The organism is Nitrosococcus halophilus Nc 4, from assembly GCF_000024725.1.
GTDB lineage: Bacteria > Pseudomonadota > Gammaproteobacteria > Nitrosococcales > Nitrosococcaceae > Nitrosococcus > Nitrosococcus halophilus.
This window is the reverse complement of the sequence record NC_013960.1, coordinates 3900410-3923600: the sequence shown is the minus strand read 5'-3', so window position 1 is coordinate 3923600 and position 23191 is coordinate 3900410. Positions and strand designations below refer to the sequence as shown.

The 23191-nt window shown below is 50.3% G+C and carries 23 protein-coding genes; 12 read left to right on the top strand and 11 right to left on the bottom strand.

Annotated features, from left to right (window positions below; translation table 11 throughout):
* Positions 1–22: 22 nt before the first annotated feature.
* Positions 23–1276: an NAD(P)/FAD-dependent oxidoreductase gene (locus NHAL_RS18470; RefSeq protein WP_013034672.1), complete on the bottom strand. Its 1254-nt coding sequence runs from the start codon at positions 1274–1276 to the stop codon at positions 23–25.
* 564 nt (positions 1277–1840) lie between these two features.
* On the opposite strand from NHAL_RS18470, the gene NHAL_RS18465 reads away from it, so the two are divergent.
* Positions 1841–2497 (top strand): hypothetical protein, encoded by a 657-nt coding sequence (locus NHAL_RS18465; RefSeq protein ID WP_013034671.1) that lies wholly within the window; start codon positions 1841–1843, stop codon positions 2495–2497.
* Here NHAL_RS18465 and NHAL_RS18460 read toward each other — a convergent pair.
* Together NHAL_RS18460 and djlA are read right to left on the bottom strand one after the other, a co-directional pair.
* Positions 2494–3336: an alpha/beta hydrolase gene (locus tag NHAL_RS18460; protein ID WP_013034670.1), complete on the bottom strand. Its 843-nt coding sequence runs from the start codon at positions 3334–3336 to the stop codon at positions 2494–2496. The two genes, NHAL_RS18465 and NHAL_RS18460, sit on opposite strands and share 4 nt — an antisense overlap.
* A gap of 25 nt (positions 3337–3361) precedes the next feature.
* A complete protein-coding gene (gene djlA / locus NHAL_RS18455) occupies positions 3362–4153 on the bottom strand; it encodes a co-chaperone DjlA (RefSeq protein ID WP_013034669.1) in 792 nt (263 codons plus the stop codon).
* A 246-nt stretch (positions 4154–4399) separates the two neighbouring features.
* On the opposite strand from djlA, the gene coaBC reads away from it, so the two are divergent.
* The 4 genes from coaBC to argB all read left to right on the top strand — a co-directional run bounded on the left by coaBC (position 4400) and on the right by argB (position 9739).
* Positions 4400–5611 carry a bifunctional phosphopantothenoylcysteine decarboxylase/phosphopantothenate--cysteine ligase CoaBC gene (gene coaBC, locus NHAL_RS18450; RefSeq protein ID WP_013034668.1) on the top strand — a complete coding sequence of 404 codons (1212 nt, stop codon included), beginning with the start codon at positions 4400–4402 and terminating at the stop codon, positions 5609–5611.
* On the top strand, positions 5592–6047 hold the full coding sequence (dut, locus tag NHAL_RS18445; protein WP_013034667.1) for a dUTP diphosphatase: 456 nt from the start codon (positions 5592–5594) through the stop codon (positions 6045–6047). Before coaBC ends, dut begins: the two co-directional genes overlap by 20 nt.
* Positions 6048–6274: 227 nt before the next feature.
* On the top strand, positions 6275–8773 hold the full coding sequence (locus tag NHAL_RS22305) for a phosphomannomutase/phosphoglucomutase (protein WP_013034666.1): 2499 nt from the start codon (positions 6275–6277) through the stop codon (positions 8771–8773).
* A 39-nt stretch (positions 8774–8812) separates the two neighbouring features.
* Positions 8813–9739: an acetylglutamate kinase gene (argB, locus tag NHAL_RS18435; protein WP_013034665.1), complete on the top strand. Its 927-nt coding sequence runs from the start codon at positions 8813–8815 to the stop codon at positions 9737–9739.
* A gap of 39 nt (positions 9740–9778) precedes the next feature.
* Here the strand turns inward: argB and NHAL_RS18430 are convergent, their stop codons facing one another.
* Positions 9779–10363: a hypothetical protein gene (locus NHAL_RS18430; protein WP_238985396.1), complete on the bottom strand. Its 585-nt coding sequence runs from the start codon at positions 10361–10363 to the stop codon at positions 9779–9781.
* Between the two features lie 96 nt (positions 10364–10459).
* On the opposite strand from NHAL_RS18430, the gene NHAL_RS18425 reads away from it, so the two are divergent.
* On the top strand, positions 10460–11215 hold the full coding sequence (locus tag NHAL_RS18425; protein WP_013034663.1) for a sulfite exporter TauE/SafE family protein: 756 nt from the start codon (positions 10460–10462) through the stop codon (positions 11213–11215).
* On the opposite strand, the gene pyrE is transcribed toward NHAL_RS18425, so the two are convergent.
* Positions 11205–11867, bottom strand: coding sequence for an orotate phosphoribosyltransferase (pyrE, locus tag NHAL_RS18420; RefSeq protein ID WP_013034662.1), 663 nt, complete (start codon positions 11865–11867; stop codon positions 11205–11207). The two genes, NHAL_RS18425 and pyrE, sit on opposite strands and share 11 nt — an antisense overlap.
* 123 nt (positions 11868–11990) lie before the next feature.
* Here pyrE and NHAL_RS18415 point away from each other — a divergent pair, with 123 nt between their 5' ends.
* Positions 11991–13214 carry an AmpG family muropeptide MFS transporter gene (locus tag NHAL_RS18415; protein ID WP_013034661.1) on the top strand — a complete coding sequence of 408 codons (1224 nt, stop codon included), beginning with the start codon at positions 11991–11993 and terminating at the stop codon, positions 13212–13214.
* A 42-nt stretch (positions 13215–13256) separates the two neighbouring features.
* Here the strand turns inward: NHAL_RS18415 and NHAL_RS18410 are convergent, their stop codons facing one another.
* From NHAL_RS18410 to NHAL_RS18395, 4 genes are all read right to left on the bottom strand, one after another.
* A complete protein-coding gene (locus NHAL_RS18410) occupies positions 13257–13565 on the bottom strand; it encodes a DUF167 domain-containing protein (protein ID WP_013034660.1) in 309 nt (102 codons plus the stop codon).
* A gap of 6 nt (positions 13566–13571) precedes the next feature.
* Positions 13572–14135, bottom strand: a complete 564-nt coding sequence (locus tag NHAL_RS18405; RefSeq protein ID WP_013034659.1) for a YggT family protein — start codon at positions 14133–14135, stop codon at positions 13572–13574.
* A complete protein-coding gene (proC, locus tag NHAL_RS18400) occupies positions 14128–14961 on the bottom strand; it encodes a pyrroline-5-carboxylate reductase (RefSeq protein ID WP_013034658.1) in 834 nt (277 codons plus the stop codon). The genes NHAL_RS18405 and proC overlap by 8 nt, the downstream gene beginning before the upstream one ends.
* A gap of 94 nt (positions 14962–15055) precedes the next feature.
* A complete protein-coding gene (locus NHAL_RS18395) occupies positions 15056–15751 on the bottom strand; it encodes a YggS family pyridoxal phosphate-dependent enzyme (protein ID WP_013034657.1) in 696 nt (231 codons plus the stop codon).
* A 120-nt stretch (positions 15752–15871) separates the two neighbouring features.
* Between NHAL_RS18395 and NHAL_RS18390 the strand changes: the two genes are divergently transcribed.
* Together NHAL_RS18390 and NHAL_RS18385 are read left to right on the top strand one after the other, a co-directional pair.
* Positions 15872–16909 carry a type IV pilus twitching motility protein PilT gene (locus NHAL_RS18390; protein ID WP_013034656.1) on the top strand — a complete coding sequence of 346 codons (1038 nt, stop codon included), beginning with the start codon at positions 15872–15874 and terminating at the stop codon, positions 16907–16909.
* Between the two features lie 8 nt (positions 16910–16917).
* Positions 16918–18060 carry a PilT/PilU family type 4a pilus ATPase gene (locus NHAL_RS18385; protein ID WP_013034655.1) on the top strand — a complete coding sequence of 381 codons (1143 nt, stop codon included), beginning with the start codon at positions 16918–16920 and terminating at the stop codon, positions 18058–18060.
* 34 nt (positions 18061–18094) lie between these two features.
* Here NHAL_RS18385 and NHAL_RS18380 read toward each other — a convergent pair whose 3' ends face one another.
* Complete coding sequence (locus tag NHAL_RS18380) at positions 18095–18907, bottom strand: SDR family NAD(P)-dependent oxidoreductase (RefSeq protein ID WP_013034654.1); 813 nt, start codon at positions 18905–18907, stop codon at positions 18095–18097.
* Positions 18908–19346: 439 nt separating this feature from the next.
* On the opposite strand from NHAL_RS18380, the gene NHAL_RS18375 reads away from it, so the two are divergent.
* Positions 19347–20039: a hypothetical protein gene (locus NHAL_RS18375; RefSeq protein WP_013034653.1), complete on the top strand. Its 693-nt coding sequence runs from the start codon at positions 19347–19349 to the stop codon at positions 20037–20039.
* Positions 20040–20180: 141 nt separating this feature from the next.
* The gene (locus NHAL_RS18370) at positions 20181–20564 is read left to right on the top strand and encodes a hypothetical protein (RefSeq protein ID WP_013034652.1); all 384 of its coding nucleotides are present in this window, start codon (positions 20181–20183) and stop codon (positions 20562–20564) included.
* Positions 20565–20793: 229 nt separating this feature from the next.
* Here the strand turns inward: NHAL_RS18370 and NHAL_RS18365 are convergent, their stop codons facing one another.
* A complete protein-coding gene (locus NHAL_RS18365) occupies positions 20794–21672 on the bottom strand; it encodes a DMT family transporter (RefSeq protein ID WP_013034651.1) in 879 nt (292 codons plus the stop codon).
* A 243-nt stretch (positions 21673–21915) separates the two neighbouring features.
* Here NHAL_RS18365 and NHAL_RS18360 point away from each other — a divergent pair, with 243 nt between their 5' ends.
* A complete protein-coding gene (locus tag NHAL_RS18360) occupies positions 21916–23157 on the top strand; it encodes a cation:proton antiporter (RefSeq protein WP_013034650.1) in 1242 nt (413 codons plus the stop codon).
* Positions 23158–23191: the final 34 nt, after the last annotated feature.

The window sequence follows — 23191 nt, the reverse complement described above, 5'->3', positions numbered from 1 at the left end:
ATTTGGGGATATTTCAGTTGCATCAAGCGGAGGGTTCCACATAATCGGTGTTATGGGTAAAAAACCATTCGTGACCTTTGAGCATATAGTGCCAATACATGAGGGGCAGCCCCGTGGTTTTGATCCACCAATTCATCCAGCGCTCTTTGCGAGGGTCAAGGGGGAAAGTAGGGGTGACTTTTCCTCCATAAACAAACTCGGCCATTATCACCTTCCCGTACGCGGTGGTCAGAGGGCAGGAACCATAGCCATCATAACCTTCTTCCAGTTCGCCACCGCCAATGAGATGGAGTAGATTCTTCACTACCACCGGGGCTTGCTTACGAATAGCGGCGGCAGTTTTTGAGTTGGGGGTAGAGCCTGCATCTCCCAGGGCAAAGACATTTTTGTATTGAGTATGCTGCATGGAGTGTTTATGGACATCCACGTAGCCCGTTTCGTTTGCAAGGGGGCTGGACTTTACTACTTCCGGTGGGCTTTGGGGTGGCGTTACGTGCAATAGGTCAAAGTCCAGGGTGATTTTTTGTCCTGTTTTTTCGCCGCCCACTACCTCAAAGGTTGCCTGTTTTTTCTCCCCATCAACGGCAATCAAGTTATGTTGAAAATTGGCATGGATGCCATAGCGCGCCACCACCTTGTCCAATTCCCGGGCGAAAAGCGGTACCCCAAACATGGCTGGCCCATGATTGCAGAAATAGAGATCGCAATCGTCTAAAATTCCTTTTTTACGTAAGTGGTCGGCAGCAAGGTAGGCAATCTTCTGGGGGGCGCCGGGGCATTTGAAGGGCATGGGCGGTTGGGTAAAAACAGCTTTAGCGCCCTTTTCAAGCTTCTGCACGCACTCCCATGTGTAGGGAGCATAATCAGGGGAATAGTTACTGCAAACTCCATTCTTTCCGATCGTTTCCGCCAGTCCCTGGATATTCTCCCAGTTTAGCACTAATCCTGGGCATACCACCAGGTAATCATAGCCCACTAGGCCACCGGAGGACAGCGTGACTTGATTATTATTGGGCTCGAAGCTTGTCACCGTATCGCGAATCCACTCCACCTTGGAGGGAATGAGGCTGCTCTCTGAGCGGCGGGTCTTGTCCAATGGATAGGCGCCGGCACCGACCAGGGTAAATGCCGGTTGATAATAGTGGCTCTCTGACGGCTCGATGATGGCGATATCTAGATCTTTGCCGCCGGCTTTACGGCGTAGGGACGCCGCGACTGTAATCCCAGCGGTGCCGCCGCCAACGATCAGAATTCGGTGGTGTTGAGTGTTTGCCATATAACTTTCCTCTTCTTGCCTCTAGCTGCTCGTTATGAACAGCACCTTAAATAATGTAACAAAACTCCATTAATTGAAATTTTACTCTAGTTGAGCCCCCTTTCAGCGTAGCACTCGGACTTTTAGGTTTAAACTCGGTGGAGGGTATTCGGCACCACAGTTAAGGGGATGCTAAATTTATAAATATGCCACAACTTATTTCCTGTGGCACATAGGTAAAAATACGGCGTTTTGGGCATGAAAAAAGCTATTTAATTGGAGAGGGGGAGTCTCTTGTCTTCTAAGGATTAAGGTTTCCATGGGGGACGAGGTTCCCCTAAAGATGTAGGAATCAGGTAAGCCCGACATTAAATATTTAGGCGTATTAGCCGTTTGATACCAATAATGGAGGGAGATCGGGAATATTTTAGGGGAATTGTGTGTAATCTGATATGCTTTTTGCTCTCCAGAACCTGGGTTCCTGGAGGGTAGGGGGGATAAATCAAGCTTGGGAAAACAATTTATTGTTTTGGAAAAGTTTGCCCAATTTTTAATGACAGTGGATCATTTCTAGGGGGATTAGCGATGAAGTTGCTCCGGGCTGTCGCCCTAAGCTTATGCTTATTGATGGGGCTAGGGTTGAGCGCTGCCCATGCGTTGACTGCCAACGTTCAGGGTGTGGCATTAGAGGTTGATGAGACAGGGGGGTTTGCCGGAGTCTGTGTGGTTATTGCTGGCGATTATCCTGGGTTTCGAGTGATTGCCAGTGAAGCCGGGAAAACCCCTAAGATTTGTATTGATAAAACGCGGGAAAATGTGAATGCGATTGAGTTTCGGAATGTGACTTTCGTGGCGACAGAGGCTTCAGACGAGGTCCGGACCGTAGACTTTGAGCATGATTTTATTAGGGGGCCGCGAGGGCTTGTCTATACCAGCGTCAGGCTAAAGGGATTTTTTGCGACTGCAACGGGGGTTGGCGTTCCAACAGGTAGCCAGGTCTGGTTTACGGGAATGTTCAATCAAGCAGGGCATAATGAGACCATCGGCGAGGAGTTGGCCCAAAGTGTCGGTCAAGTGTTGGATTCCGCATTACTGAGCGGCGAAACTCGGAGTCAGTTTGTTCTGTCTGGTCCTCGAACCTTGAAGGGGGAACTACAATTTACCCTATTGAATGAAGGCGATAAGCTCGTTCTCGAGTCTGACAGCGCTGTTATTATCGATAATATTGAACGGCAATATTAATTAACACTTTGATCGAAATAGGTTTGCAAAAAGGCCTCGATGCCGCTGAGGTATTTTTCATCGTCGATTAAAAAAGCATCGTTATGACCGCCATTTAACACCAGAAACTGCTTAGGGAAAGGGGCAGCTTTAAAGAGGGCTTGCCCGTGGGTAAAAGGAATGATTTCATCGTCACGGCTGTGAATGATGAGCACCGGGCAAGTGGCCTTTTGCAGGAAATTCTGGGTCGGGTATCGAAAGCGGGTTAGCCACCGGGCCGGCAGAAAAGGATAGAGCTCCGCTGCTAAATCTGGAATGGAGGTGAAAGCCGATTCCACAATTAAGGCACCTGGTTGGGTATCATCGGTGAGTTGGGCTGCGATGGCCCCCCCTAAGGAACGGCCAAAGAGAACAATTTCTTCCTCAGGAATCTGACGCTGTTGGGTAAGATAGTGCCAGGCGGCTTGAGCATCTAGATAAGTGCCGGTTTCGGTGGGGCGACCTTGGCTACGGCCGTAACCTCGATAATCAATAATGAAGCTGGAGAGCCCGAGGTGATGGAACAGGCTTAAAGAGTCCAGGCGGTGGCTGATGTTGCCCGCATTGCCATGAAAAAATAGCACTGTTCCCCTCTCCTTAGAAGAGGGTAAGTACCAACCTTCAAGGGTAACCCCGTCTTCCGTGGTGAGAGTCACCGTTTCAAAATTAAGACCAACCTGCGTCGGGGTTGTCTCCACGGCTCGGCTAGGAATATGGGGAAAGTACAGCAGGCGAGGTTGTAAGAAATAGACTAAGAGCACCAATATCCCATAGGCGGAGGCAAACAATAATACCCCCTTTAGCAGGGTATGGAGGTTCATGGAGCTTTCTCAGTGAGGGTAGCCATCAAAAGCCCCGGGCTTTACGGATCTGATCATAAGCGGCGCCAATGGCTTTCGCCTTCTCGGTGGCGAGCGCCATCATGTCTTCGGGGAGTCCTTTGGCGACTAACTTGTCTGGATGATGTTGGCTCATAAGGCGACGATAAGCACGCTTGACTTCAGTATTGCTGGCATTTTCGCTAATTTCCAGGACAGCATACGCTTGTTTAAGATTGCTCTGCCGAATTCTGCCACTGCCCGCCGTTTCTTGCCTCCAGGTTCCCTGGAGCAGAGAGAGTAGAGCTTCAAACTCCCGCCGGGAAATCCCGAGGCGAGCAAAGATGTGCCATAATAATTGCTGCTTTGCGGTGTTGATAGGGCCATCCGCCGTGGCGGCTTGCAACTGAATCTGTAGGAATACTCGCACCAGGATATGGCGATAATGGCAATCGCGGTAGAATTGATCCAGCACCTCATCAAGGGGAAAGTTAGACTGTTTGCCTTGATTAAAGAGTTCAATGGCGGCTCGGCGCCGCTCCGGTGAGAGCTGCATTCGGGCCATGATGGACTCCGCCATCCGGATTTCATTGGGTGAGACCCAACCGTCTGCTTTAGCCAGATGTCCCATGACCGAGAAAGTGGTGGTGAAAAATGTGTTTTGGATCCGTTTTCGCTCTTCCGGACGGAGTCCCAGGGAGGCGATTTTTTCCAATCCGGTATCAATTTGGTGGCCTAGGGCGACTCCTAGCAGCCCTCCTAAGGGGCCTCCCAGCAGAAAGCCAAATGCACCGCCAAATGCTTTACCCCACCAACTCATTGTTTTAGCTCTCTCCTGTACCCTTTTTTAGGGGGTGCGTTTGTAAAAACCCCCGGTCTTGGGTGCCGGGGCTTTTTTCCCTTTGTCTTTTTTAACGCGGCTTTTTCTTGCCGCTGGATTTTGGAAAATATTCCATTTTAGACTGCTTTTCCCTGGAATTGGTGGGTAAAGACAAGTATAAATTGTGGCCTTGAGGTTATGCTGAGGTCGGGCGGACGTTGGAAATATTCTCCATTCAGTGAAATAATGGTTACTAATCCTTTGAAAGAAAAGCATATCCTACTCGCTGTTAGCGGTAGTATCGCGGCTTACAAGGCCGCTGACTTGGTTCGCCGGCTGGGAGAGGAGGGGGCGGAGGTGCAGGTGGTCATGACGGCCGCCGCCCAAGGATTTATTACGCCCCTTACCTTTCAAGCACTCACTGGAAAACCCGTGCATACGGATCTTATGGATCCAGCTCAGGAGGCGGCCATGGGGCATATCGCCTTAGCCCGCTGGGCAGATCTGCTATTAGTAGCGCCAGCCTCGGCTGATTGCTTAGCCCGGCTAGCCCAGGGCCGGGCGAATGATTTGCTCACCGCCATATGCTTGGCAACGGCAGCCCCTTTGGCCGTGGCCCCCAGCATGAATCAACAGATGTGGCAAGCGCTAGCGACTCAAGAAAACATCGCCATTTTGCGCCGCCGGGGGATACAGGTATGGGGGCCGGCGAGAGGAGATCAAGCCTGCGGTGAGCAAGGCCCTGGTCGGATGTTGGAGCCCCTGGAATTGATAGGGGCGGCAGCTAGGCTTCTGACTGAGCCTTACCTGGCAGGTCGGTCTGTGTTAGTGACGGCCGGACCGACCCGTGAATACTTGGATCCAGTCCGTTTCCTGAGCAATCGAAGCTCCGGCAAGATGGGGTATGCTCTAGCGGCGGCGGCGGCTGAGGCGGGAGCCGAGGTGACGCTGATCAGCGGTCCGGTGACCCTTGAACCTCCCCCAGGGGTACAGCGGGTTCAGGTGGAGAGCGCGCAGCAGATGTGCGATGCTACGCTCACCCGGGTGGTCGGCATGGATATCTTTGTTGCTTGTGCTGCGGTGGCGGATTATCGGCCCACTCGGCAGGCAGCCCAGAAAATTAAAAAGGGCTCCCAGGGCCTTACCCTGGAGCTAGAGCGAACTCCCGACACCCTTGAACAGATTGGTAAATTGGCCGATAAGCCCTTTATGGTTGGGTTTGCTGCGGAAACCGAGCATCTAGAAATCAATGGGCGCCACAAGCTTAACAGCAAGGGTCTTGATATGATCGCCGCCAATTGGATTAAGCAGGGGCGGGGATTTGAAGTAGATGACAATGCCTTAACCGTGTTATGGCATGGCGGCAAAGTAGAGCTGCCCATGGCTCCCAAAATTCAGCTAGCACGAGGACTGATAAAATTGATTGCGGAACACCATCATGCCAAAGATTCAGCTTAAGATTCTGGACTCGCGTCTGGGAACAGATTTTCCTTTGCCAGATTATGCCACTGTAGGGGCGGCTGGTTTGGATCTGCGAGCTTGTGTGGAGAGTCCCCTGGTGATTCCTCCAGGCGCTACGGAATTGATTCCGACGGGGTTGGCGATTTATATCGCCGATCCCCAGCTTGCCGCGGTGCTGCTTCCCCGCTCCGGGCTGGGGCACAAACATGGCATTGTCCTGGGTAATCTGGTGGGCCTAATTGATAGTGATTATCAGGGAGAGGTCCTCGTTTCTTGCTGGAATCGGGGTTCGGAGACTTTTACCCTTGCCGTAGGAGAGCGCATTGCACAAATGGTTTTTGTGCCAGTAGTGCAAGTAGAGTTCGAACAGGTGCAAACCTTTACCACGAGCCAGCGAGGGGAAGGAGGGTTTGGTCACACGGGGCGGCACTGATCGGCAAGTTATACCAATTTAGTTAAAGAATGCAATTTATTGAGGCTTCAAGTGGTTGTTTAGACTGAATCTATAGAATGCAAAATTACATGAAATTGGTATTAGCCCGGATTCCCCCATGCCGTGCCGGGGTTTTCAAGACCTATTTGGAGCTGTTGAGCAAGAACACAGGATCTTGGGGCAAGAATTGAATTTAAATTTAAGTAGTAAAATTAATAAAACAAGGGATGGAATCTTTGGCGGTTAAGTTTCCCTTCTTTAACAGGCAAAAGCAGGCTAAAGAGGGGCAGGCCTTGGGGCACTATACTCTGGCCGCTTTTTTGGCCGCAGGGTTAGTCTTCGCGGGTTTGGCGCTGCTTTTTTATCAACAATGGTTGCTTTCCTCTGAGCAGCAACTCAGTAAACATATTCAGTTGGAGGTTCAACGCCAAGCGGCGGCGGTCCATGCGAAGATTCGTGCTTATGGGCAAACCCTTGCTTCCATGGCCCGTAATCCTGTCCTTCTGCGCTTAATCGAGGAGGGAGATAAGCGGTTATTGCAGGTCAAAGAACGGGAATTGAGATATGCTTTCCCTGGGGCGGTACGGGTTCGGCTGCTACCCCCGGGGGTAAGTGATGTCGATGAGCAATCGGTGCCGCCACTGAGTTACTCCACGCTAGCCTTGTTGCGAACGGCAGAAAGCAGCGACAGGGCAACGCTTGCCGAGGTGCAGTTGCTAGGCCGCCCGGAGCAATATGTGGCCATGGCCCACCGCATCCCGTCACCGAATGGGGAGGTGGCGGGAATTCTCTTCTTAGCCCTTGATCCCAGCGTGTTTGCAAACGTTCTAAGCCGGTTAGGTTTATCGGACAGTTATCTGGAGCTGCGCCAGGGCACCAATCAGCGCCAGGTCTTTGCCAGGTATGGAAATGGGCAATTAGCGAGTCATCCACCCCAAGGGCTTATCCCTATTGAGGAAAGTCGCTGGCAGTTGGCCTACTGGTTATCCGCCCCAGGGGAAAGTGAAAGCGCCCACCTAATGTTTTGGGGGGGAGTGGCTGCTGGATTGCTAATATTAGGCCTTATTTTTTATGCCCGAGACCGGGTATTTGCCCATCTTTTGCGGGGCGATCTTATCACGCTAGTTAATCTGGTCCGTGACCTCCAAAGAGGCCAGCCGCAGGACCGCTATAAAGTCCATTTAGCCGATTTTAAAGGGGCAGTTGCCGTTATTCAGCGTATGACCTCGGAAGAGCAGGGGGAAGGGGAAGCCGTAGTTCCTGCCGCGGCTTCTAGCGGCAATGCCATCAGTGATGTGGTTTTTGAGGCAACAGAGGGCATGAAGGTGGAAGAACAGCTTCCTAAGCAGGGCGGTCCTATCGCCGCCTCTATTTTTAAAGCCTATGACATTCGCGGCGTGGTGGGAGAGACCCTCACTTCGGAGACCGTTTATGAGATTGGGCGGGCCATTGGGAGTGAGGCCCACGCTCAGGGTCAGCAAAACATTATCGTGGGTCGGGATGGTCGCCTCTCCGGTCCGGATTTGTCCCATAGTCTCATTGAGGGGCTTCGGGCAACCGGCCGAGAGGTGGTTAATATTGGCGTGGTGCCGACTCCCCTATTGTATTTCGCGACTCAATATCTGAGTACGGGTTCAGGGGTGATGCTAACAGGGAGCCATAATCCCCCTAACTATAACGGCATGAAAATCATGCTTCGTGGTGAGACGCTTGCGCTAGATGCCATTCAGGCGCTGCGGCGCCGAATCGAGTCGGGGGATTACACCAGCGGTACAGGAGATTTGCAGGCGGTGGATGTGGTGCCTGATTACATTGAGCGGGTAACCAGTGATGTAAAACTCATTCGCCCCCTGAAAATTGTAGTGGATTGTGGGAATGGGGCCGCCGGCGAGGTGGCCCCCCGTCTCTTTCGGGCTCTCGGCAGCGAGGTCATCGAATTGTATTGCGAGATTGATGGCCAATTCCCCCACCACCATCCCGATCCTAGCCAATCAGAGAATTTAGAGGATCTCATCAACAAGGTAAAGGAAGAGGGAGCCGATTTAGGGCTAGCCTTCGATGGGGATGGAGATCGTTTAGGGGTTATTGATTCCCAGGGCCGCATTATTTGGCCCGATCGCCAGCTCATGCTCTATGCGATGGATGTCCTCTCCCGGCATCCAGGAGCCACCATCCTTTACGACATTAAATGCTCTCGCCACTTAGATCAGATCATCACCGAATATGGGGGGAGTCCGCTGATGTGGAAAACCGGGCACTCCCTTATCAAGGCTAAGATGAGAGAGACCGGTGCCCTTTTGGCGGGTGAAATGAGCGGCCATCTCTTTTTCAAGGAACGCTGGTTTGGGTTTGACGATGCCCTCTATGCCGGGGCTCGGCTATTGGAGATTTTAGCGGCCGATACCCGGACTTCGGGGGAAGTATTTGCTGCCTTGCCAGAAGCGGTCAGTACGCCGGAGTTACGGGTAGAGATGGCCGAGGGGGAACATTTTCGATTTATGGAAAGATTATTACACCAAGCCCAGTTCCCAGATGCTGCCGTGACTACCATTGATGGGCTGCGGGTGGATTTTGAGGAGGGTTGGGGCCTGGTCCGTCCTTCTAACACCACCCCTTGCCTGGTGTTACGTTTCGAAGCCAATGATGGCGAGGCTTTAGAGTGCATTAAAGACACTTTTAGGCGCTTGCTGCTAGAAGTTGACCCTAGCCTAGCACTGCCGTTTTAAACGAAGGCGTTAGCTCGAAATTTTGGAAGTTGTCGAATTATGACTTTAACCGCTGATCGTGCCATGAATATTGCCCGGGTGCTGACGGAGTCCCTTCCCTATATCCGGCGTTTTGCAGGAAAGACGGTGGTCATCAAATATGGCGGTAATGCCATGGTGGATGACGATCTCAAAAATGGCTTTTCCCGTGATGTGGTCCTAATGAAGCTCGTGGGGATTAACCCGGTGGTGGTCCATGGAGGGGGGCCGCAGATTGGGCGCTTGCTAGAGCGCATCGGTAAGCAGAGTGAGTTTGTCCAGGGTATGCGGGTCACGGACAAAGAAACCATGGACGTAGTGGAGATGGTCCTTGGAGGACAGGTTAATAAGGAAATCGTGAATCTTATTAACCGGCATGGAGGGCGCGCCGTGGGCCTGACCGGCAAGGATGGCGCCCTAATCTATGCGGAAAAGTTACGTTTGACCCGGGATCAGGAGGATCCGACCGTCAATGTGCCCGAAATTATTGATATCGGGCATGTGGGTAAGGTGAAGCAAATCAATACCCGCATCGTGGATATGTTGGTTCAGAGCGATTTTATTCCGGTAATCGCCCCTATTGGGGTGGGGGAAGATGGCCAATCTTATAATATTAATGCGGACTTGGTCGCGGGGAAACTGGCGGAAACTTTGAGAGCTGAGAAATTAATTTTGCTCACTAATACGGCTGGTCTCTTGGATAAAGAGGGGAAATTATTGACAGGTCTTGATGCCGCCCAAGTCCAGAGCTTGATTGCAGATGGGACGATATCAGGTGGGATGTTGCCGAAAGTACAATGCGCTCTTGAGGCCGTAGATAGGGGGGTAAAGTCGGCTCATATTATCGATGGTCGGGTCGAACATGCGGTGATTTTAGAACTCTTTACAGACGAAGGGGTGGGTACCCTCATTCGTCAGGGTGGTGGGCCCCAAAGTTGTCACCCGTAGCCATCTGGTCCGGGCTGGGGGTTCCTAGGGGGAGGTGAACTACCTAAGTTCCCTAAAGCGTTTAAGATCTTTAGCAAATTTTTGCCGAATAGCGTCTTGTTCTTGGCGTTTCTTGGCAATATAGCGCTGGTTATTCATTAAACGGGTTTTGGCGGTTTGGATATTATTAAGCAATGGTTGCGGAAGGGGCTGGCCGTTACGCTCTAAATGAGCAGCTTGGTTTTGGTATTCAATCAGTGCCTGTCGCAGCGTTCTTATTTTGCCCTGAGCGAGTTTGATTAACCCTTCGATGGCTTCGAGCTGGCTGTCTCGGATTCGTAGCAGATCGGTTTCGGAGCTAAAGGTCGCTAGGAGAATACGATCATAGTTTGCTTGTTCTTGGGCCCGCCGCTGCTTTTCAGCCTCGATTTTGGCGAGGCGTGCTTCCTCAGCAAGTTGCTTTTTAGTCTTCGCTGGGGGGACGCGCTTAATCACCACCATCGTCTGGTCATTGATAACCTCATACCCTCCCTGGGTTGCTTCTGGGGGGAGATGACCGCTGAGCACCTGAGTCCCGCTTTCATCAAGGTAGCGGTAAAGCTCTCCCCCATAAACTGAAGGGCCAAAATGGCAGAGGACAGTCAAGCTCAAAACGCCTGGTAGGAATCGAATCTGGATAACGTTGCTTACTTTGGGCATAGGACAATTAAATGAAATCCATTAACTTGACCGTTCGCCACAATGCATTGGTTTGATCAAAGTGCTTTATTTCTGATTTCCCTGCTCGCCAATTTGTTTTCAGCCTTTAGTGGGGGAGGGGCAGGGCTAGTGCAGTTGCCAGCGCTCATTTTCCTGGGTTTGCCATTTGGTATCGCCTTGGCAACCCATAAGGTGGCATCCGTCGCCTTAGGTATCGGCGCGACTCTCCGACACTTGAGAGAAAATACCTTAGAGCAGCGCTTTGCCCTCTTTATCCTGGCTTGTGGTCTACCCGGGGTAGTCTTTGGAGCCAATGTGATTCTCAAGATTCCTGACCGTACAGCGGAGCTTGCTCTCGGTTGCCTAACCCTGGGGTTAGGTACTTATTCCCTGCTCAAACCGAATCTGGGGCAAAACTCCCACCTCCTAAACCGTCACTGGCAGGGGTATTTAGTCGGTGGCGGCATTTTATTCCTAATCGGCGTATTGAACGGTTCCTTGACCTCAGGCACTGGTCTATTCGTCACTCTCTGGCTGGTCAGATGGTTTGGCTTAGACTATAAGCGGGCAGTGGCTTACACTTTGGTATTGGTGGGGCTGTTCTGGAATGGGACGGGAGCCCTAACGCTGGGATGGCTGGGGAGTATCCAGTGGTCCTGGTTGCCGGCCTTGCTGTTGGGGTCTCTGCTGGGTGGGTATTTAGGGGCCCACCTTGCTATTGTCAAAGGTAACCGTTGGATTAAGCGAAGCTTTGAAATAGTCACTTTACTGGTTGGCTTTAAATTGGTTATAGGGTAAAAACCGTCTCTACGCCGTATTGTTTTTTGTAAGCTTGCATTTGATTGAGATGTTTCTCCATTGCAGGCTTTCCTTCTAGATGCCAGATCAAATGGTCTAAGCGGGTGATACTCACTACTGGGATACCGTGTTGAGCTTCCACCTCTTGGACCGCAGATTGTTTCCCTTGGCCTCGTTCCTGGCGGTCTAGGGAGATCACCACGCCAGCAGGGATGGCACCTGCAGCATGAATAATGGTGACTGATTCTTGCACTGAAGTGCCGGCGGAAATAACGTCATCGACGATCAAAACCCGCTGGCCTTCAAGGGGAGCTCCCACCACATTGCCTCCTTCCCCATGATCCTTGACCTCTTTGCGGTTGAAAGCGTACCCTACGTCTCGCCCGTGTTGTTCCATCAAGGCGATGGCCGTGGCCGCCACTAAGGGGATGCCTTTATAAGCGGGTCCAAATAAGACCTCAAAAGCAATCCCTGAATCGGAGATGGCGTGGGCGTAGAATCGACCAAGCCGTGCTAAGCTGGCGCCGCTGTTGAACAACCCGCTATTGAAAAAATAGGGGCTCACCCGGCCGGACTTTAGGGTAAATTCTCCAAAGCGTAATACTCCCTTTTCGATTGCAAACTCAATAAACTCATTTTGATAGTCCTTCATTGGTACCTCGTGACCAAAAATTCATTATTGTAGCGGGGCAGCATGTCCTTAGGAAACCCAGATTGTGAGCGCCTTTTTGTGAGGATACCCCCAGTTGATGATAAACGTTAAGGGCGCCTCTACTTGATTAAAACAAGGCAGGAGTACCTGCGCGTTATTTTTTCAGGGCGCATGCTGGTGGTTTTTCTGATGGGATTTTCCAGTGGTCTGCCTCTTTTGCTTACAGGGTCGGTATTGCAGGCCTGGATGCAAGAGGAAGGGGTGGATTTAGGGACCATTGGTTTATTTGCCCTGGTGGGGTTGCCCTATACGCTTAAGTTTCTATGGGCTCCCTTTTTGGATCGCTATTCATTGGGTCGCATGGGCCGCCGTCGGGGGTGGCTGTTGCGGGTGCAGGTGGGGCTTATCCTTGCCCTGATTGGACTTGGGCTCACCGAGCCGGCTATCAGTCCCTTGAGCGTTGCTGGTGCTGCTCTGCTGGTGACCTTTTTTTCTGCTACTCAAGATATCGTTATAGACGCTTATCGCCGGGAAAGCTTGGCTGACCATGAGTTGGGCTTAGGGTCCTCTTTTTACGTCAATGGTTACCGGTTGGGGATGCTGCTGGCCTCTGGCGGAGGATTAATTCTTGCCGATTATCTGCCTTTTCCTCAGGTTTATCAGTTGCTGGCCCTGGTGATGTTAAGCGGTGTCTTCACAACCCTGTTGGCTCCAGAGCCCGGGACTTCCGCTAATCTGCCTAAGACACTCCGTGAGGCGGTCATAGCGCCTTTTTTGGAGTATTTTCGTCGCCCTGATGCCTTCTTGATTCTGCTTTTTATCCTGCTTTATAAGATCGGCGATACGATGGCTAGTCACATGACGATTCCCTTCTATCTTGACTTAGGCTATTCCAAGACTGAGATCGGCGCACTTGTCAAGGGGTTTGGGTTTTGGGCCACTATTGTGGGAGGCTTGATAGGGGGAGGTGTCATGCTGCGGCTAGGGATCTACCGGGCACTATGGGCATTTGGTTTGCTCCAAGGAATTTCTACTGCTGGTTTTGCGGTGCTGGGAATTTATGGTTATAGCTTGCTAGGCCTTGCTGCCGTCATCGTCTTTGAGAATTTAAGCGGTGGCATGGGGACGGCTGCCTACATGGCATTCATGGCGAGCTTGACCAATAGGAAATTCACGGCCACCCAGTATGCTTTGCTTTCTAGCCTAATGGGGATTCCCCGTGTGATTGTTGCGGCCCCAACCGGTTTTTTCGCCGAGAGCTTTGGGTGGGTGCCGTTTTTTTCTTGCTGTGCCTTGATTGCAATTCCAGGGCTACTTTTGTTGCGCCGCTTTCAGTCTTGGTTATGACTTAGGTTCTTGGATAGCCTTTCTCGGCCCGTTTATCCAACCCTATCCTTCAGCCTTACTCTTAGGGGGAGCCATGCCCGGCAATAATTTAGCGGGTTTTTCAATGCACACCCGTTTGTCTCGGCCAGTGGCTCCTGAGAGCAGGCGGACTTGGCTTTTGCTGACCCGGAAGGTTTTGGCAAGAAAGCGGATCAAGTCAGCATTGGCTTTACCTTCCACGGGGGGAGCCGTGATTCGAACTTTTAGCCGGTCCCCATGGGGACCAATAATTTCGTCGCAACTAGCCCGTGGTTGGAGCCGTATTTGGATAATCAGAGCATCCTGTTCCCAATGATACCAAGGAATGGCCATGGGCAATCAGATGATGCGGGGAAACCAGGGCTCGATAAGCATGGAAGCCATTTGTAGACCAATCAGAACCACTAGTGGTGAGAGATCTAAGCCGCCGATGGGCGGTACTAAATTCCGGGCCGGCCGTAACAGCGGTTCGGTGAGATGGTATAGCAGTATGGTCGCCGGGTTGTAGCTGGTGGGCGCTACCCAGCTTAAGATCACCTGGATTAAGATGGCAATCTTGAGGATATCGAACGTTAGACTGATGAGGTCGCCGATGCTTGCCCATGCCAGTATGGATATGGCGGGGACTTTTACGGCTAAACTTGAGATGATGGCGAGTTTAACCATCGTGAGTACCAAGAGTAGGAAGAGGGAAGCCGTATCTAGGTTGCCGATAGGGGGTATAAAACGGCGCAGGGGACGGAGCAGTGGCTGGGTAATCGTGATCAGAAACTTTGCCAAGGGATTATGGAAATCAGCCCGTACCCATTGCAGGAGCAGGCGCAGCATTACCGCTAGAATATAAAGGCTAAAAAGGGTATTAACCAGAAAAATGAGCGGGGTGGAGAGATAATCGCTAGGCATGATCGGTTCCAAGTTCCTCGGCTAGTTCTCGGGTACGGTCACGGGCAGCACGCAAGGCATGAGCAAACGCTTCCCGGATGTTGGCTTCTTCTAAGGCGGTAATGGCTCGCTCGGTGGTCCCCCCCGGCGAGGTGACCCGCTGTCGGAGGCGGATACTGTCTTCTTCACTTTCCAAAGCCATTTTAGCGGCTCCGAAGGCGGTTTCGAGAGTCAACAAACGGGCAGTGCTGTCGTCCAGGCCTAAATCGATAGCGGCTTTTTCCATCGCCTCCATGACTAGGAAAAAATAGGCAGGACCGCTGCCCGATAGGGCGGTGACCACTTCCATGAGATTTTCATCCTTCAGCCATAAGGTGAGTCCCACCGCTCGTAGTACGGATTCTGCCATTTGCCGTTGCTGGGGGTTAGTTTGAGCATTGGCGAATAAAGCTGTAGCGCCTGCTTGAACTAACGCCGGGGTGTTAGGCATTGCGCGCACGATGGGTGCCGGACCACCGAGCCAGCGCTCTAAATCCGGGATCCGGATTCCCGCAGCAATCGTGAGCCAAAGGGGCTGGGAGGATGTGACCACGCTTTTGAGTCCGGTGGCCACCGTCCTCAACTGTTGGGGTTTGACTGCCAGGACAACCACTTCCGCTTCTTGAGCGGCCTGAAGATTATCGGGGGTGGTGTTGACGCTGAAGCGGTGATGGAGGGCATCTAGCTTGCTCCGATCCGGATCAGCGACCCAAATAGTCTGGGCATTGCGGCCATCGGCAATCAGGCCACCGATGAGACTGGTTGCCATGTTGCCGCCACCGATAAAAGCAAGGGTTTTTTCATTCATGGCTTCACTTTTAGCTCCATTCCAAATCCTGAGTTTACCTCATAATGGGGGTTAAGCTGAATGTTGCAGCAGGGTTTTAATGGAACCGGCCGGTTTAAGCGTCTTTTGGCGGCCGGCGACCAAATATCGCTGCACCGACCCGAACCAAAGTGGCGCCTTCCGCAATGGCGGCTTCTAGATCGTCGGTCATGCCGATGGAGAGGGTGTCTAGCTTTAGCCCCCCCTGGCGAAGCTCCTGCCATAATTGGTGTAAGGCGCGAAAAGGCTGGCGTTGCGCTTCAAAGTCAGAATTAAGAGGGGGCAGAGTCATTAGGCCTCGCAATGAAAGCCGGGGCATTTCAGCGACTGCTTTGGCTAGCTCGGTAAGTTCTTCGGGAGTGGTGCCAGATTTGGAATCCTCGCCACTAATATTCACCTGTAAACAGACATTAAGGGGCGGCAGTTCCGGCGGCCGTTGTTGGTTGAGGCGCTGGGCGACTTTTAAGCGGTCAACGCTGTGAACCCAATCAAAGTGGGCGGCGATATCCCGGGTTTTGTTGGATTGAATAGGACCAATGAAGTGCCATTCCAAATTTTCCGATTCCAACTCTTTAATTTTTGGCAAGGCCTCTTGCAGATAATTTTCTCCAAAAGCACGTTGTCCGCAGGCTATTGCAGCCCGAATGGCGGAAACTGAGCAGGTCTTGGTGGCTGCTACGAGGGTAACGCTTCCTGCTGGGCGGCCAAAACGCTGCTCAGCTTCGGCAATGCGGGTCTGAACTTGAGCTAATTGCTGTGCGATCTGGGTCATGTTTTGTATTTGTCGCCTCCTCGCGAACGTCTAGTCATTTTAAGTTTGGCTAAGCCTAGCCGATATTCCCAACGAAATAAGATACTCCATCAATACTGCGGAAACCATCTGAGGAAATCTATGGATATCGCCGAACTGCTTGCCTTTAGTGTCAAGAATTCTGCCTCTGACTTACATATCTCTGCTGGACTCCCTCCGATGATCCGGGTAGATGGCGACGTCCGCCGGATCAATTTACCACCCATGGAGCACAAGGAAGTCCACGCCATGATTTACGATATTATGAATGACAAGCAGCGTAAGGGTTATGAAGAATTTCTTGAAACCGATTTTTCCTTCGAGATCCCTGGATTAGCCCGTTTCCGCGTCAATGCCTTCAATCAAAACCGTGGGGCAGCGGCAGTATTCCGCACCATTCCCTCCCAGGTACTGACCCTCGAGGAGCTGGATGCCCCCGCTGTGTTTAAGGATATCGCCAACCATCCTCGGGGGATTGTGTTGGTGACTGGACCTACCGGCTCCGGAAAATCAACCACCTTAGCGGCCATGGTTAATTATAAAAACGAGAATGATTTTGCCCACATTTTAACTATCGAAGATCCTATTGAATTCGTTCATGAAAGCAAAAAAAGCCTTGTTAATCAACGTGAAGTTCATCGGGATACCCATGGTTTTAGCGAAGCGCTACGCTCGGCATTACGTGAAGATCCTGACATCATCCTAGTGGGTGAGATGCGGGATCTGGAAACCATTCGTCTCGCCTTAACGGCGGCTGAGACAGGCCACCTGGTTTTTGGCACCTTGCATACCAGTTCTGCGGCAAAGACTATTGACCGTATCATCGATGTATTCCCTGCGGCGGAGAAAGATATGGTGCGCTCAATGCTCTCCGAATCCTTGCGGGCGGTCATTTCTCAGACCCTCCTTAAAAAATTTGGCGGTGGTCGGGTTGCGGCCCACGAGATCATGATTGGCACTCCAGCCATCCGCAACCTCATTCGTGAAGATAAAATCCCCCAAATGTATTCTGCTATCCAGACGGGCCAAGGAGCAGGCATGCAAACCTTGGATCAGTGCCTGTTAGAGTTGACCCGCCGCAATGTGGTGACCAAACAGGAGGCAGTCAAGAAAGCAGTAAGCAAAGAACTTTTCCGCTAGGGTAACCCATGAAAGATCTAGCAGTTGACCTAGAGATTCTGCTGCAGGCCATGGTCAAGCATGATGCCTCAGATCTCTTTATTACGGCAGGATTTCCTCCTAGTTTCAAGATCCACGGTAAAGTTACACCGACAAGCCAGCGGTCTTTGTCAGAGAGCCAAGCAAAAGAGTTAGTGTTCAAGGCGATGACTCCCCAGCAGCAGGAGGAGTTTAACCAAACCCATGAGGGAAATTTTGCCCTTAGCAGAGAAAATCTCGGCCGGTTCCGTGTTAATGCCTTCTATCAGCGGAGTAGTGCAGGCATGGTGCTACGCCGCATCAAGACGGAGATCCCCAGCTTTGAGCAACTTCATTTGCCCACCACACTACGTCAGCTCACTATGATTAGCCGTGGCATGGTGATCTTCGTAGGGGGAACAGGATCAGGTAAATCCACTTCCCTTGCTGCCATGGTAGGTTACCGTAATCGCAACAGCAAGGGCCATATTGTAACTATTGAAGATCCCATCGAATATATTCATGAGCATGAAGACTGTATCATCACCCAGCGGGAAGTGGGTATCGATACCCAGTCTTACGAGGTGGCCCTTAAGAATACCCTACGGCAGGCCCCAGATGTGATCCTGATTGGCGAGATTCGGAGTCGGGAAACCATGGAATATGCGATGGCCTTTGCCGAGACCGGTCATCTGTGTTTATCCACGCTCCATGCCAATAATGCCAATCAAGCCTTAGAGCGCATTATCAATTTCTTTCCTGAAGATCGACGCCAGCAATTGTTGTTGGATCTTTCTCTGAACCTTAAGGCGGTGGTCGCCCAGCGCCTGATTCCGACCACGGATGGTCAGGGGCGGCGGGCAGCAGTAGAAATCCTCATTAATACGCCACTGGTTGCTGAGCTTATTTATAAGGGAGATGTCATCGGCATCAAGGACTTGATGAAACGCTCGACCGAACAAGGGATGCAAAGTTTTGATAGGGCCGTTTATCAATTGCATAAAGAAGGGGCCATTAGTTACGAAGATGCACTCCGCAATGCTGATTCGGCCAATGAAGTGCGCCTAATGGTAAAACTAGGGGGTGAGGGAATGGCCGAGAAACTAAGTGCCGCCATCGAAGGAGTCACTCTCCAAGGGCCGGAGCAGGGTTGAGCCCTTTGAAACAAGACTCAAATATAGAAGCCGGCTATGCAATAGGGTCTGGTAGCGGCGGAAGGGGGGGCTGTGGGCGGCGCGGCATGTCCATTCTCGCTAACATACCGCCATCCACTACGAAAGATTGACCGGTGACCCAATCGGCCGCTTTGCTGCAGAGATAGACCGCCATTTCCGCAATATCTTGTGGCCGTCCAAAACGCCCTGCAGGAATATGGGGCATCCAGTTGTCCTGTTGGGCTCGTAAGGTTTCCTGCGTCCGCTCTACCGGCACTACCCCTGGTGCAATACAGTTAACGCGGATGTGATAGGGTGCCCATTCTAACGCCATGACTCGGCTCATGGCCTCTAGGCCCGCTTTAGAGGCTGCATAGGCGCTGAAGTAGGGGACGCTCTTGGTGGCATGAATGCTGGAATTATTAAGGATAACACCCTCAACCCCTTCTTTAATCATTTGGTTTGCTACCTGGCGGCTAAGGAGATAGGGGGCTCGAAGGTTCACATTGAGGCTATCATCCCAGTAGGTCGCACCCGCATCGAGCGCGCTGGCCTTTAATACTACGCCGGCATTGTTGACTAACACGTCGATGCCATTCCAGGTTTCGACAATGAAATTAACCAGCTTCTCAATGGCTTTTTCTGATCGCAAATCAGCAGGGTATTGAAGGGCGGTGCCTCCTGCTTGCTGGATCGCTCTAACTGTCTGATCCGCCCCTTGTTCTCGGGTGCGGTAATGGACTAGAACGCGGCAACCTTGGCCCCCAAAGGCTTTGGCTATAGCGGCACCCAGTCCGCCCGAAGCCCCAGTGACGAGAACACGTTTGCCTGCAAGGTCTTTATGCATCCTTTTCCCCTTTTAGTCAATATCTTAATTGCTTAACTATAGTCGCGAAAATTACCCTATTTCAGCTATTCAACTCCTCTAGTATACAGGGGATGATATGGTACCCAAAAAAGATCTGACTTATTATTGGAAGTTCTGCCTTGGCGAAATGTCCATGTTCTCGTTAGGGGATATAAAAACCCTAGCTTCATCAAGTAAGGGCTTACAAGGGAGGGTTCCTTAGAGAAGGTGTGGTATAGCCAAGAGGTCAACGCCACAACGTGGGTCAGTTATCAAAGGCAGATGGGGAAATAAATGGTAAACAGGTACCTAAATTGAAAGAGCGTATCGACTTACAGCCATATCGCAATGATGAGGTTTAATTATAATTTGACCCAAAAATAATCCACCTGCTCTCCTGCTCCAAAGGGGGTGGCAGGTTGGAAAGGCAGGAGTAACAATGAATAAAGTAATGAAAAAATTATCGCAGAATGTTTTTTTTCTTATCGTAGCTGTTCTTTTTTGCACCCCTTTCGGGTGGGCGCAGGAGGAGGATCCGGTACAGGCTCCTGAGGTAGGAATACCTTGCGTGACAAAGGCTAAGGGGTTTATGGTGCACTTTACTGCTTATCAGCAAGTGGACATAGAAAAAGAGGAAGAAGAAGAGGGAAAGCGGAAGCTGGAATTTGAACGTTTTTGCCATGATCTACCCATCACCGGCATAACCCTTATTACCATTGATCTTATGGACCGTTATACCAGAAGCCGGCCAGTCGCTCTTCGAATTGTAGAAATCGCTACGGGTGAAAAGCCGGGCAATGTCATGGAAACACGCACACTTGTACAAGCTCCTGAAAAAAAATACCGTGCTGGTTTGATAGAAACACGGGTGGATTTTGACAAGCGAGGCCTCTACGCCGCTATCCTGACCATAGAGGGGGAAGAAATCAGTATCCCCATTCGAGTAGGTATAGAAGAAGAGATACCTTTAGTGCGGCGTATGTTGCCCATTATTTTTGGTCTCTTGATACTCGCTGCGCTCGGTTATGCTATTTATCGCTTTAGAAGCTCAAGCGCGGCAAAAGCAAAAGATAAAAAAGAAGAAGAAAAAGAAGAGAACGAAGAAAAAGAAGAAGAGAAGGATAAAGATTAATTTATAATCCATATCATTTTTCATGTAAATGCTCCGATCTCCCGGTCAAATTAAGCGAATAAATTACATCTAATAGAAAATTTCTCTTGTTGAAAAAATTTTCTGATCGGGTGATCGGAGTCTGTACTTTTAAGGTGAGTTATGAAATTGAAATTGTTAGCCTTGGTGTTGCTATTATTTTCTACGGCTCCATTGGCCGATATGCTTGAGGATCGGGGTCTTGCCCGATGGGATGTGGACTCAAGGAATTACTTAGAATGTTCTGAGGTAAATTTGTTCTTAAGGATACTTTGTGAACCTCTTGAGTTTGTCGGTAACATGGGAGCCCGTTGGCCCATCAATATTATTGAAGAAGGAGGGTTAAGCGCAAAAGAGTGGGGACGTTCTGCGGGGGATAAAGTTCCTGTGTTCGGCCATATTTTAGGTGGAATGGTAGGGCTTGGAATAGGTGCTTTTAAGGGTGTAGGAGAAGGTTTTATCCATTCCTTTCCTGCAGTGATTGAAAAGCCTGCGGTAATTGATTGATAAAGATATTTTTGAGTGCTTAATCGCCGCCGCGGCCTCCACCACAACTTGAACCGCAACCGCTGGTATCAGCAGAATCGCTAAAAAATCCTCTTGAACTCCCGTCACCTCCAGAATCTCCGGCACAGTAATTATTTTTATACATTGGAGGGGGCTCAGTTTGACAGTCAAGGGAATATTGAAACCCATCAGAATATTGAGCATTTATCGTTTGAGTTTCTAAGAAACTTTAATTAGGTTTCTTATAGATCGGCATTTTTCGGTTAAATGCCACTGTTACAACGACTAATAAAGCAAAGATGATCGTGGCCATATCCATGGTTTCCCCAATTAACATTACTGAGGCAGTAATTGTGATGAAAGGTTGAACTAATTGAGTTTGGCTTACACGCGCGATTCCGCCAAGGGCAAGGCCCTTATTCCATAGAAAAAAGCCGAACAATTGGCTCACCAACGCTAGATATAAGAAACTTATCCATACTTTACTGGGAAATTCATATATTTCCTGGGGAGCTTTCATTATTGCTGGAACTAAGATAATAGGTAAGGAGAGTACTAATGCCCAGCAAATGACTTTCCAGCCCCCTATTTCTCTAGAGAGCTTTCCCCCTACGGCGTAGCCTATGCCAGCGGCAATAACGGCGCCAAGCAAAGCGAGGTCTCCCCATAAAAAATCCCCTACTCCCCGGAAAAGGGAATAGGTCACCACCAAGGTAGCACCAAGGATCCCTGAAGTCCAGAAGCCTAGGGATGGCTTTTCCCTTGATATCAATACGCCGACAATCGCTGTTGTTAAGGGTAGAATGCCTAAAACTACGCCACCATGGGAAGCAGGTACAGTTTGCATTGCCCAGGCCGATAGAACAGGGAATCCGATAACTACTCCTAGGGCGACAATAATGAGCTGTATGATTTGCTTTTTATGAGGAACAGTTTCCTTTGCCAGTAAGAGCAAGACTCCTGCAACTAAAGCGGCAACAACTGCTCGTCCTAAACCAATAAATAGGGGATCAAAATAAGGCACCACAAAGCGTGTGGCAGGCAGAGTCAACCCAAATGCAGTCACTCCGAGAAAGCCTAAAATCAGTCCTTTGGTTTCATGATTCATGTTAATGTCAGTGAAATAGATTAAGGGATTACGGCAAAGTCAAGCTAAGAGACGTATAAATATACGATTAGCTAAAAAAGTATACCAAGAGTTCATAGGGACAGTGGGCCAGGGACCGGAAATGGAAGTCCGTTTTCGGTATGATAGAGCTACTTTATCAATATTAACCATCCCACTCTAGCCTTGAAAGTTCTATTAAGTCTGGAGAAGTAATCTTAGCGTCAGATAAAAAATAGTTAAATAATGGATATACTGAATATTGTTACTCTGCTGACCGTATTAGCTGCGACTTTTGGCTATTTAAATGCCCGTTTTTTGAAACTGCCAGACACCATTGGGTTAATGGTTATTGCCATCGTGTTCTCTACGGTGACCATAATGGTGGGTAGTATTTTTCCCGATATTCTCCAGTTTGAGAAAGAGCTTGTTGCGCAAATAGACTTCAAGGAAGTGTTGCTTGATGGCTTTTTGAGTATTCTTTTGTTTGCTGGTGCTTTGCATACCGACCTGGACTCACTCAAGGCGATGCGTGGCCCTATTATGATGTTTGCCACCTTGGGGGTGTTGGTCTCCACCTTTTTGGTGGGAGGTATGATGTTTGCCGGATTCCAGTTGTTAGGTTTGGAAGTTCCTTTTATCCATTGTTTATTGTTTGGCGCGCTTATTTCACCGACCGACCCCATTGCCGTTCTGGGCGTTTTGAAAAAAGCGGGGGTCTCTAAAATTTTGGAAATCAAAATAGTTGGAGAAAGCCTGTTCAATGACGGCATCGGGGTGGTGATATTTCTCACCATTTTTAGCATTGCCCATCTCGGTAGTGGGGAGATAAATAGCACAGGGATTGCCCTATTATTTTTTGAAGAGGTAGGAGGGGGTATCCTGCTGGGATTTGGTTTGGGCTATCTTGCTTATGGGCTAATGAAGTCTATTGATAACTACCAAATAGAAGTGCTGATTACATTGGCTATTGTTCTGGGGGGGTATTGGCTAGCCAACTACCTGCATTTCTCCGGACCCCTTGCCATGGTGGTTGCAGGACTCGTGATTGGCCATGAACGTTTCCGTTCTGGCGGCATGTCAGAAATCACCGAGGCTTATGTGGATAAATTTTGGGAGCTGCTCGACTTATTATTTAACGCCATCCTTTTTGTGCTAATTGGCCTGGAACTTATTATCATTTCCTTTGACGGTCAATATCTCCTGGCAGGAGTGCTGGCCATACCCGTGGTCTTGCTGGCACGTTATATGGCGTTATTTTTTCCCATTCGCCTTTTCAAAAAACGCCTGGGGTTAGCGCCCCAAACAGGGATAATCATGACCTGGGGTGGTCTCCGGGGGGGTATCTCGATTGCACTGGCTCTATCGCTCACATCGACTATGTCACGGGAACTCTTGATCACGGTGTGTTATGTCGTGGTGGTGTTCTCTATCGTCGTGCAGGGGCTGACTGTTGAGCGGTTGGCCAAAAAATACCGCAGCCTTTAGAAATTTTTGGATAACCTTGAAGTTAGCCTAGAAA

Coding starts and splice junctions, on each gene's coding strand:
- NHAL_RS18470 (WP_013034672.1), bottom strand. CDS start 1,276: ATGGCAAACACTCAACACCACCGAATTCTGATCGTTGGCGGCGGCACC.
- NHAL_RS18465 (WP_013034671.1), top strand. CDS start 1,841: ATGAAGTTGCTCCGGGCTGTCGCCCTAAGCTTATGCTTATTGATGGGG.
- NHAL_RS18460 (WP_013034670.1), bottom strand. CDS start 3,336: ATGAACCTCCATACCCTGCTAAAGGGGGTATTATTGTTTGCCTCCGCC.
- djlA (WP_013034669.1), bottom strand. CDS start 4,153: ATGAGTTGGTGGGGTAAAGCATTTGGCGGTGCATTTGGCTTTCTGCTG.
- coaBC (WP_013034668.1), top strand. CDS start 4,400: ATGGTTACTAATCCTTTGAAAGAAAAGCATATCCTACTCGCTGTTAGC.
- dut (WP_013034667.1), top strand. CDS start 5,592: ATGCCAAAGATTCAGCTTAAGATTCTGGACTCGCGTCTGGGAACAGAT.
- NHAL_RS22305 (WP_013034666.1), top strand. CDS start 6,275: ATGGAATCTTTGGCGGTTAAGTTTCCCTTCTTTAACAGGCAAAAGCAG.
- argB (WP_013034665.1), top strand. CDS start 8,813: ATGACTTTAACCGCTGATCGTGCCATGAATATTGCCCGGGTGCTGACG.
- NHAL_RS18425 (WP_013034663.1), top strand. CDS start 10,460: ATGCATTGGTTTGATCAAAGTGCTTTATTTCTGATTTCCCTGCTCGCC.
- pyrE (WP_013034662.1), bottom strand. CDS start 11,867: ATGAAGGACTATCAAAATGAGTTTATTGAGTTTGCAATCGAAAAGGGA.
- NHAL_RS18410 (WP_013034660.1), bottom strand. CDS start 13,565: ATGGCCATTCCTTGGTATCATTGGGAACAGGATGCTCTGATTATCCAA.
- NHAL_RS18405 (WP_013034659.1), bottom strand. CDS start 14,135: ATGCCTAGCGATTATCTCTCCACCCCGCTCATTTTTCTGGTTAATACC.
- proC (WP_013034658.1), bottom strand. CDS start 14,961: ATGAATGAAAAAACCCTTGCTTTTATCGGTGGCGGCAACATGGCAACC.
- NHAL_RS18395 (WP_013034657.1), bottom strand. CDS start 15,751: ATGACCCAGATCGCACAGCAATTAGCTCAAGTTCAGACCCGCATTGCC.
- NHAL_RS18390 (WP_013034656.1), top strand. CDS start 15,872: ATGGATATCGCCGAACTGCTTGCCTTTAGTGTCAAGAATTCTGCCTCT.
- NHAL_RS18385 (WP_013034655.1), top strand. CDS start 16,918: ATGAAAGATCTAGCAGTTGACCTAGAGATTCTGCTGCAGGCCATGGTC.
- NHAL_RS18380 (WP_013034654.1), bottom strand. CDS start 18,907: ATGCATAAAGACCTTGCAGGCAAACGTGTTCTCGTCACTGGGGCTTCG.
- NHAL_RS18375 (WP_013034653.1), top strand. CDS start 19,347: ATGAATAAAGTAATGAAAAAATTATCGCAGAATGTTTTTTTTCTTATC.
- NHAL_RS18370 (WP_013034652.1), top strand. CDS start 20,181: ATGAAATTGAAATTGTTAGCCTTGGTGTTGCTATTATTTTCTACGGCT.
- NHAL_RS18365 (WP_013034651.1), bottom strand. CDS start 21,672: ATGAATCATGAAACCAAAGGACTGATTTTAGGCTTTCTCGGAGTGACT.
- NHAL_RS18360 (WP_013034650.1), top strand. CDS start 21,916: ATGGATATACTGAATATTGTTACTCTGCTGACCGTATTAGCTGCGACT.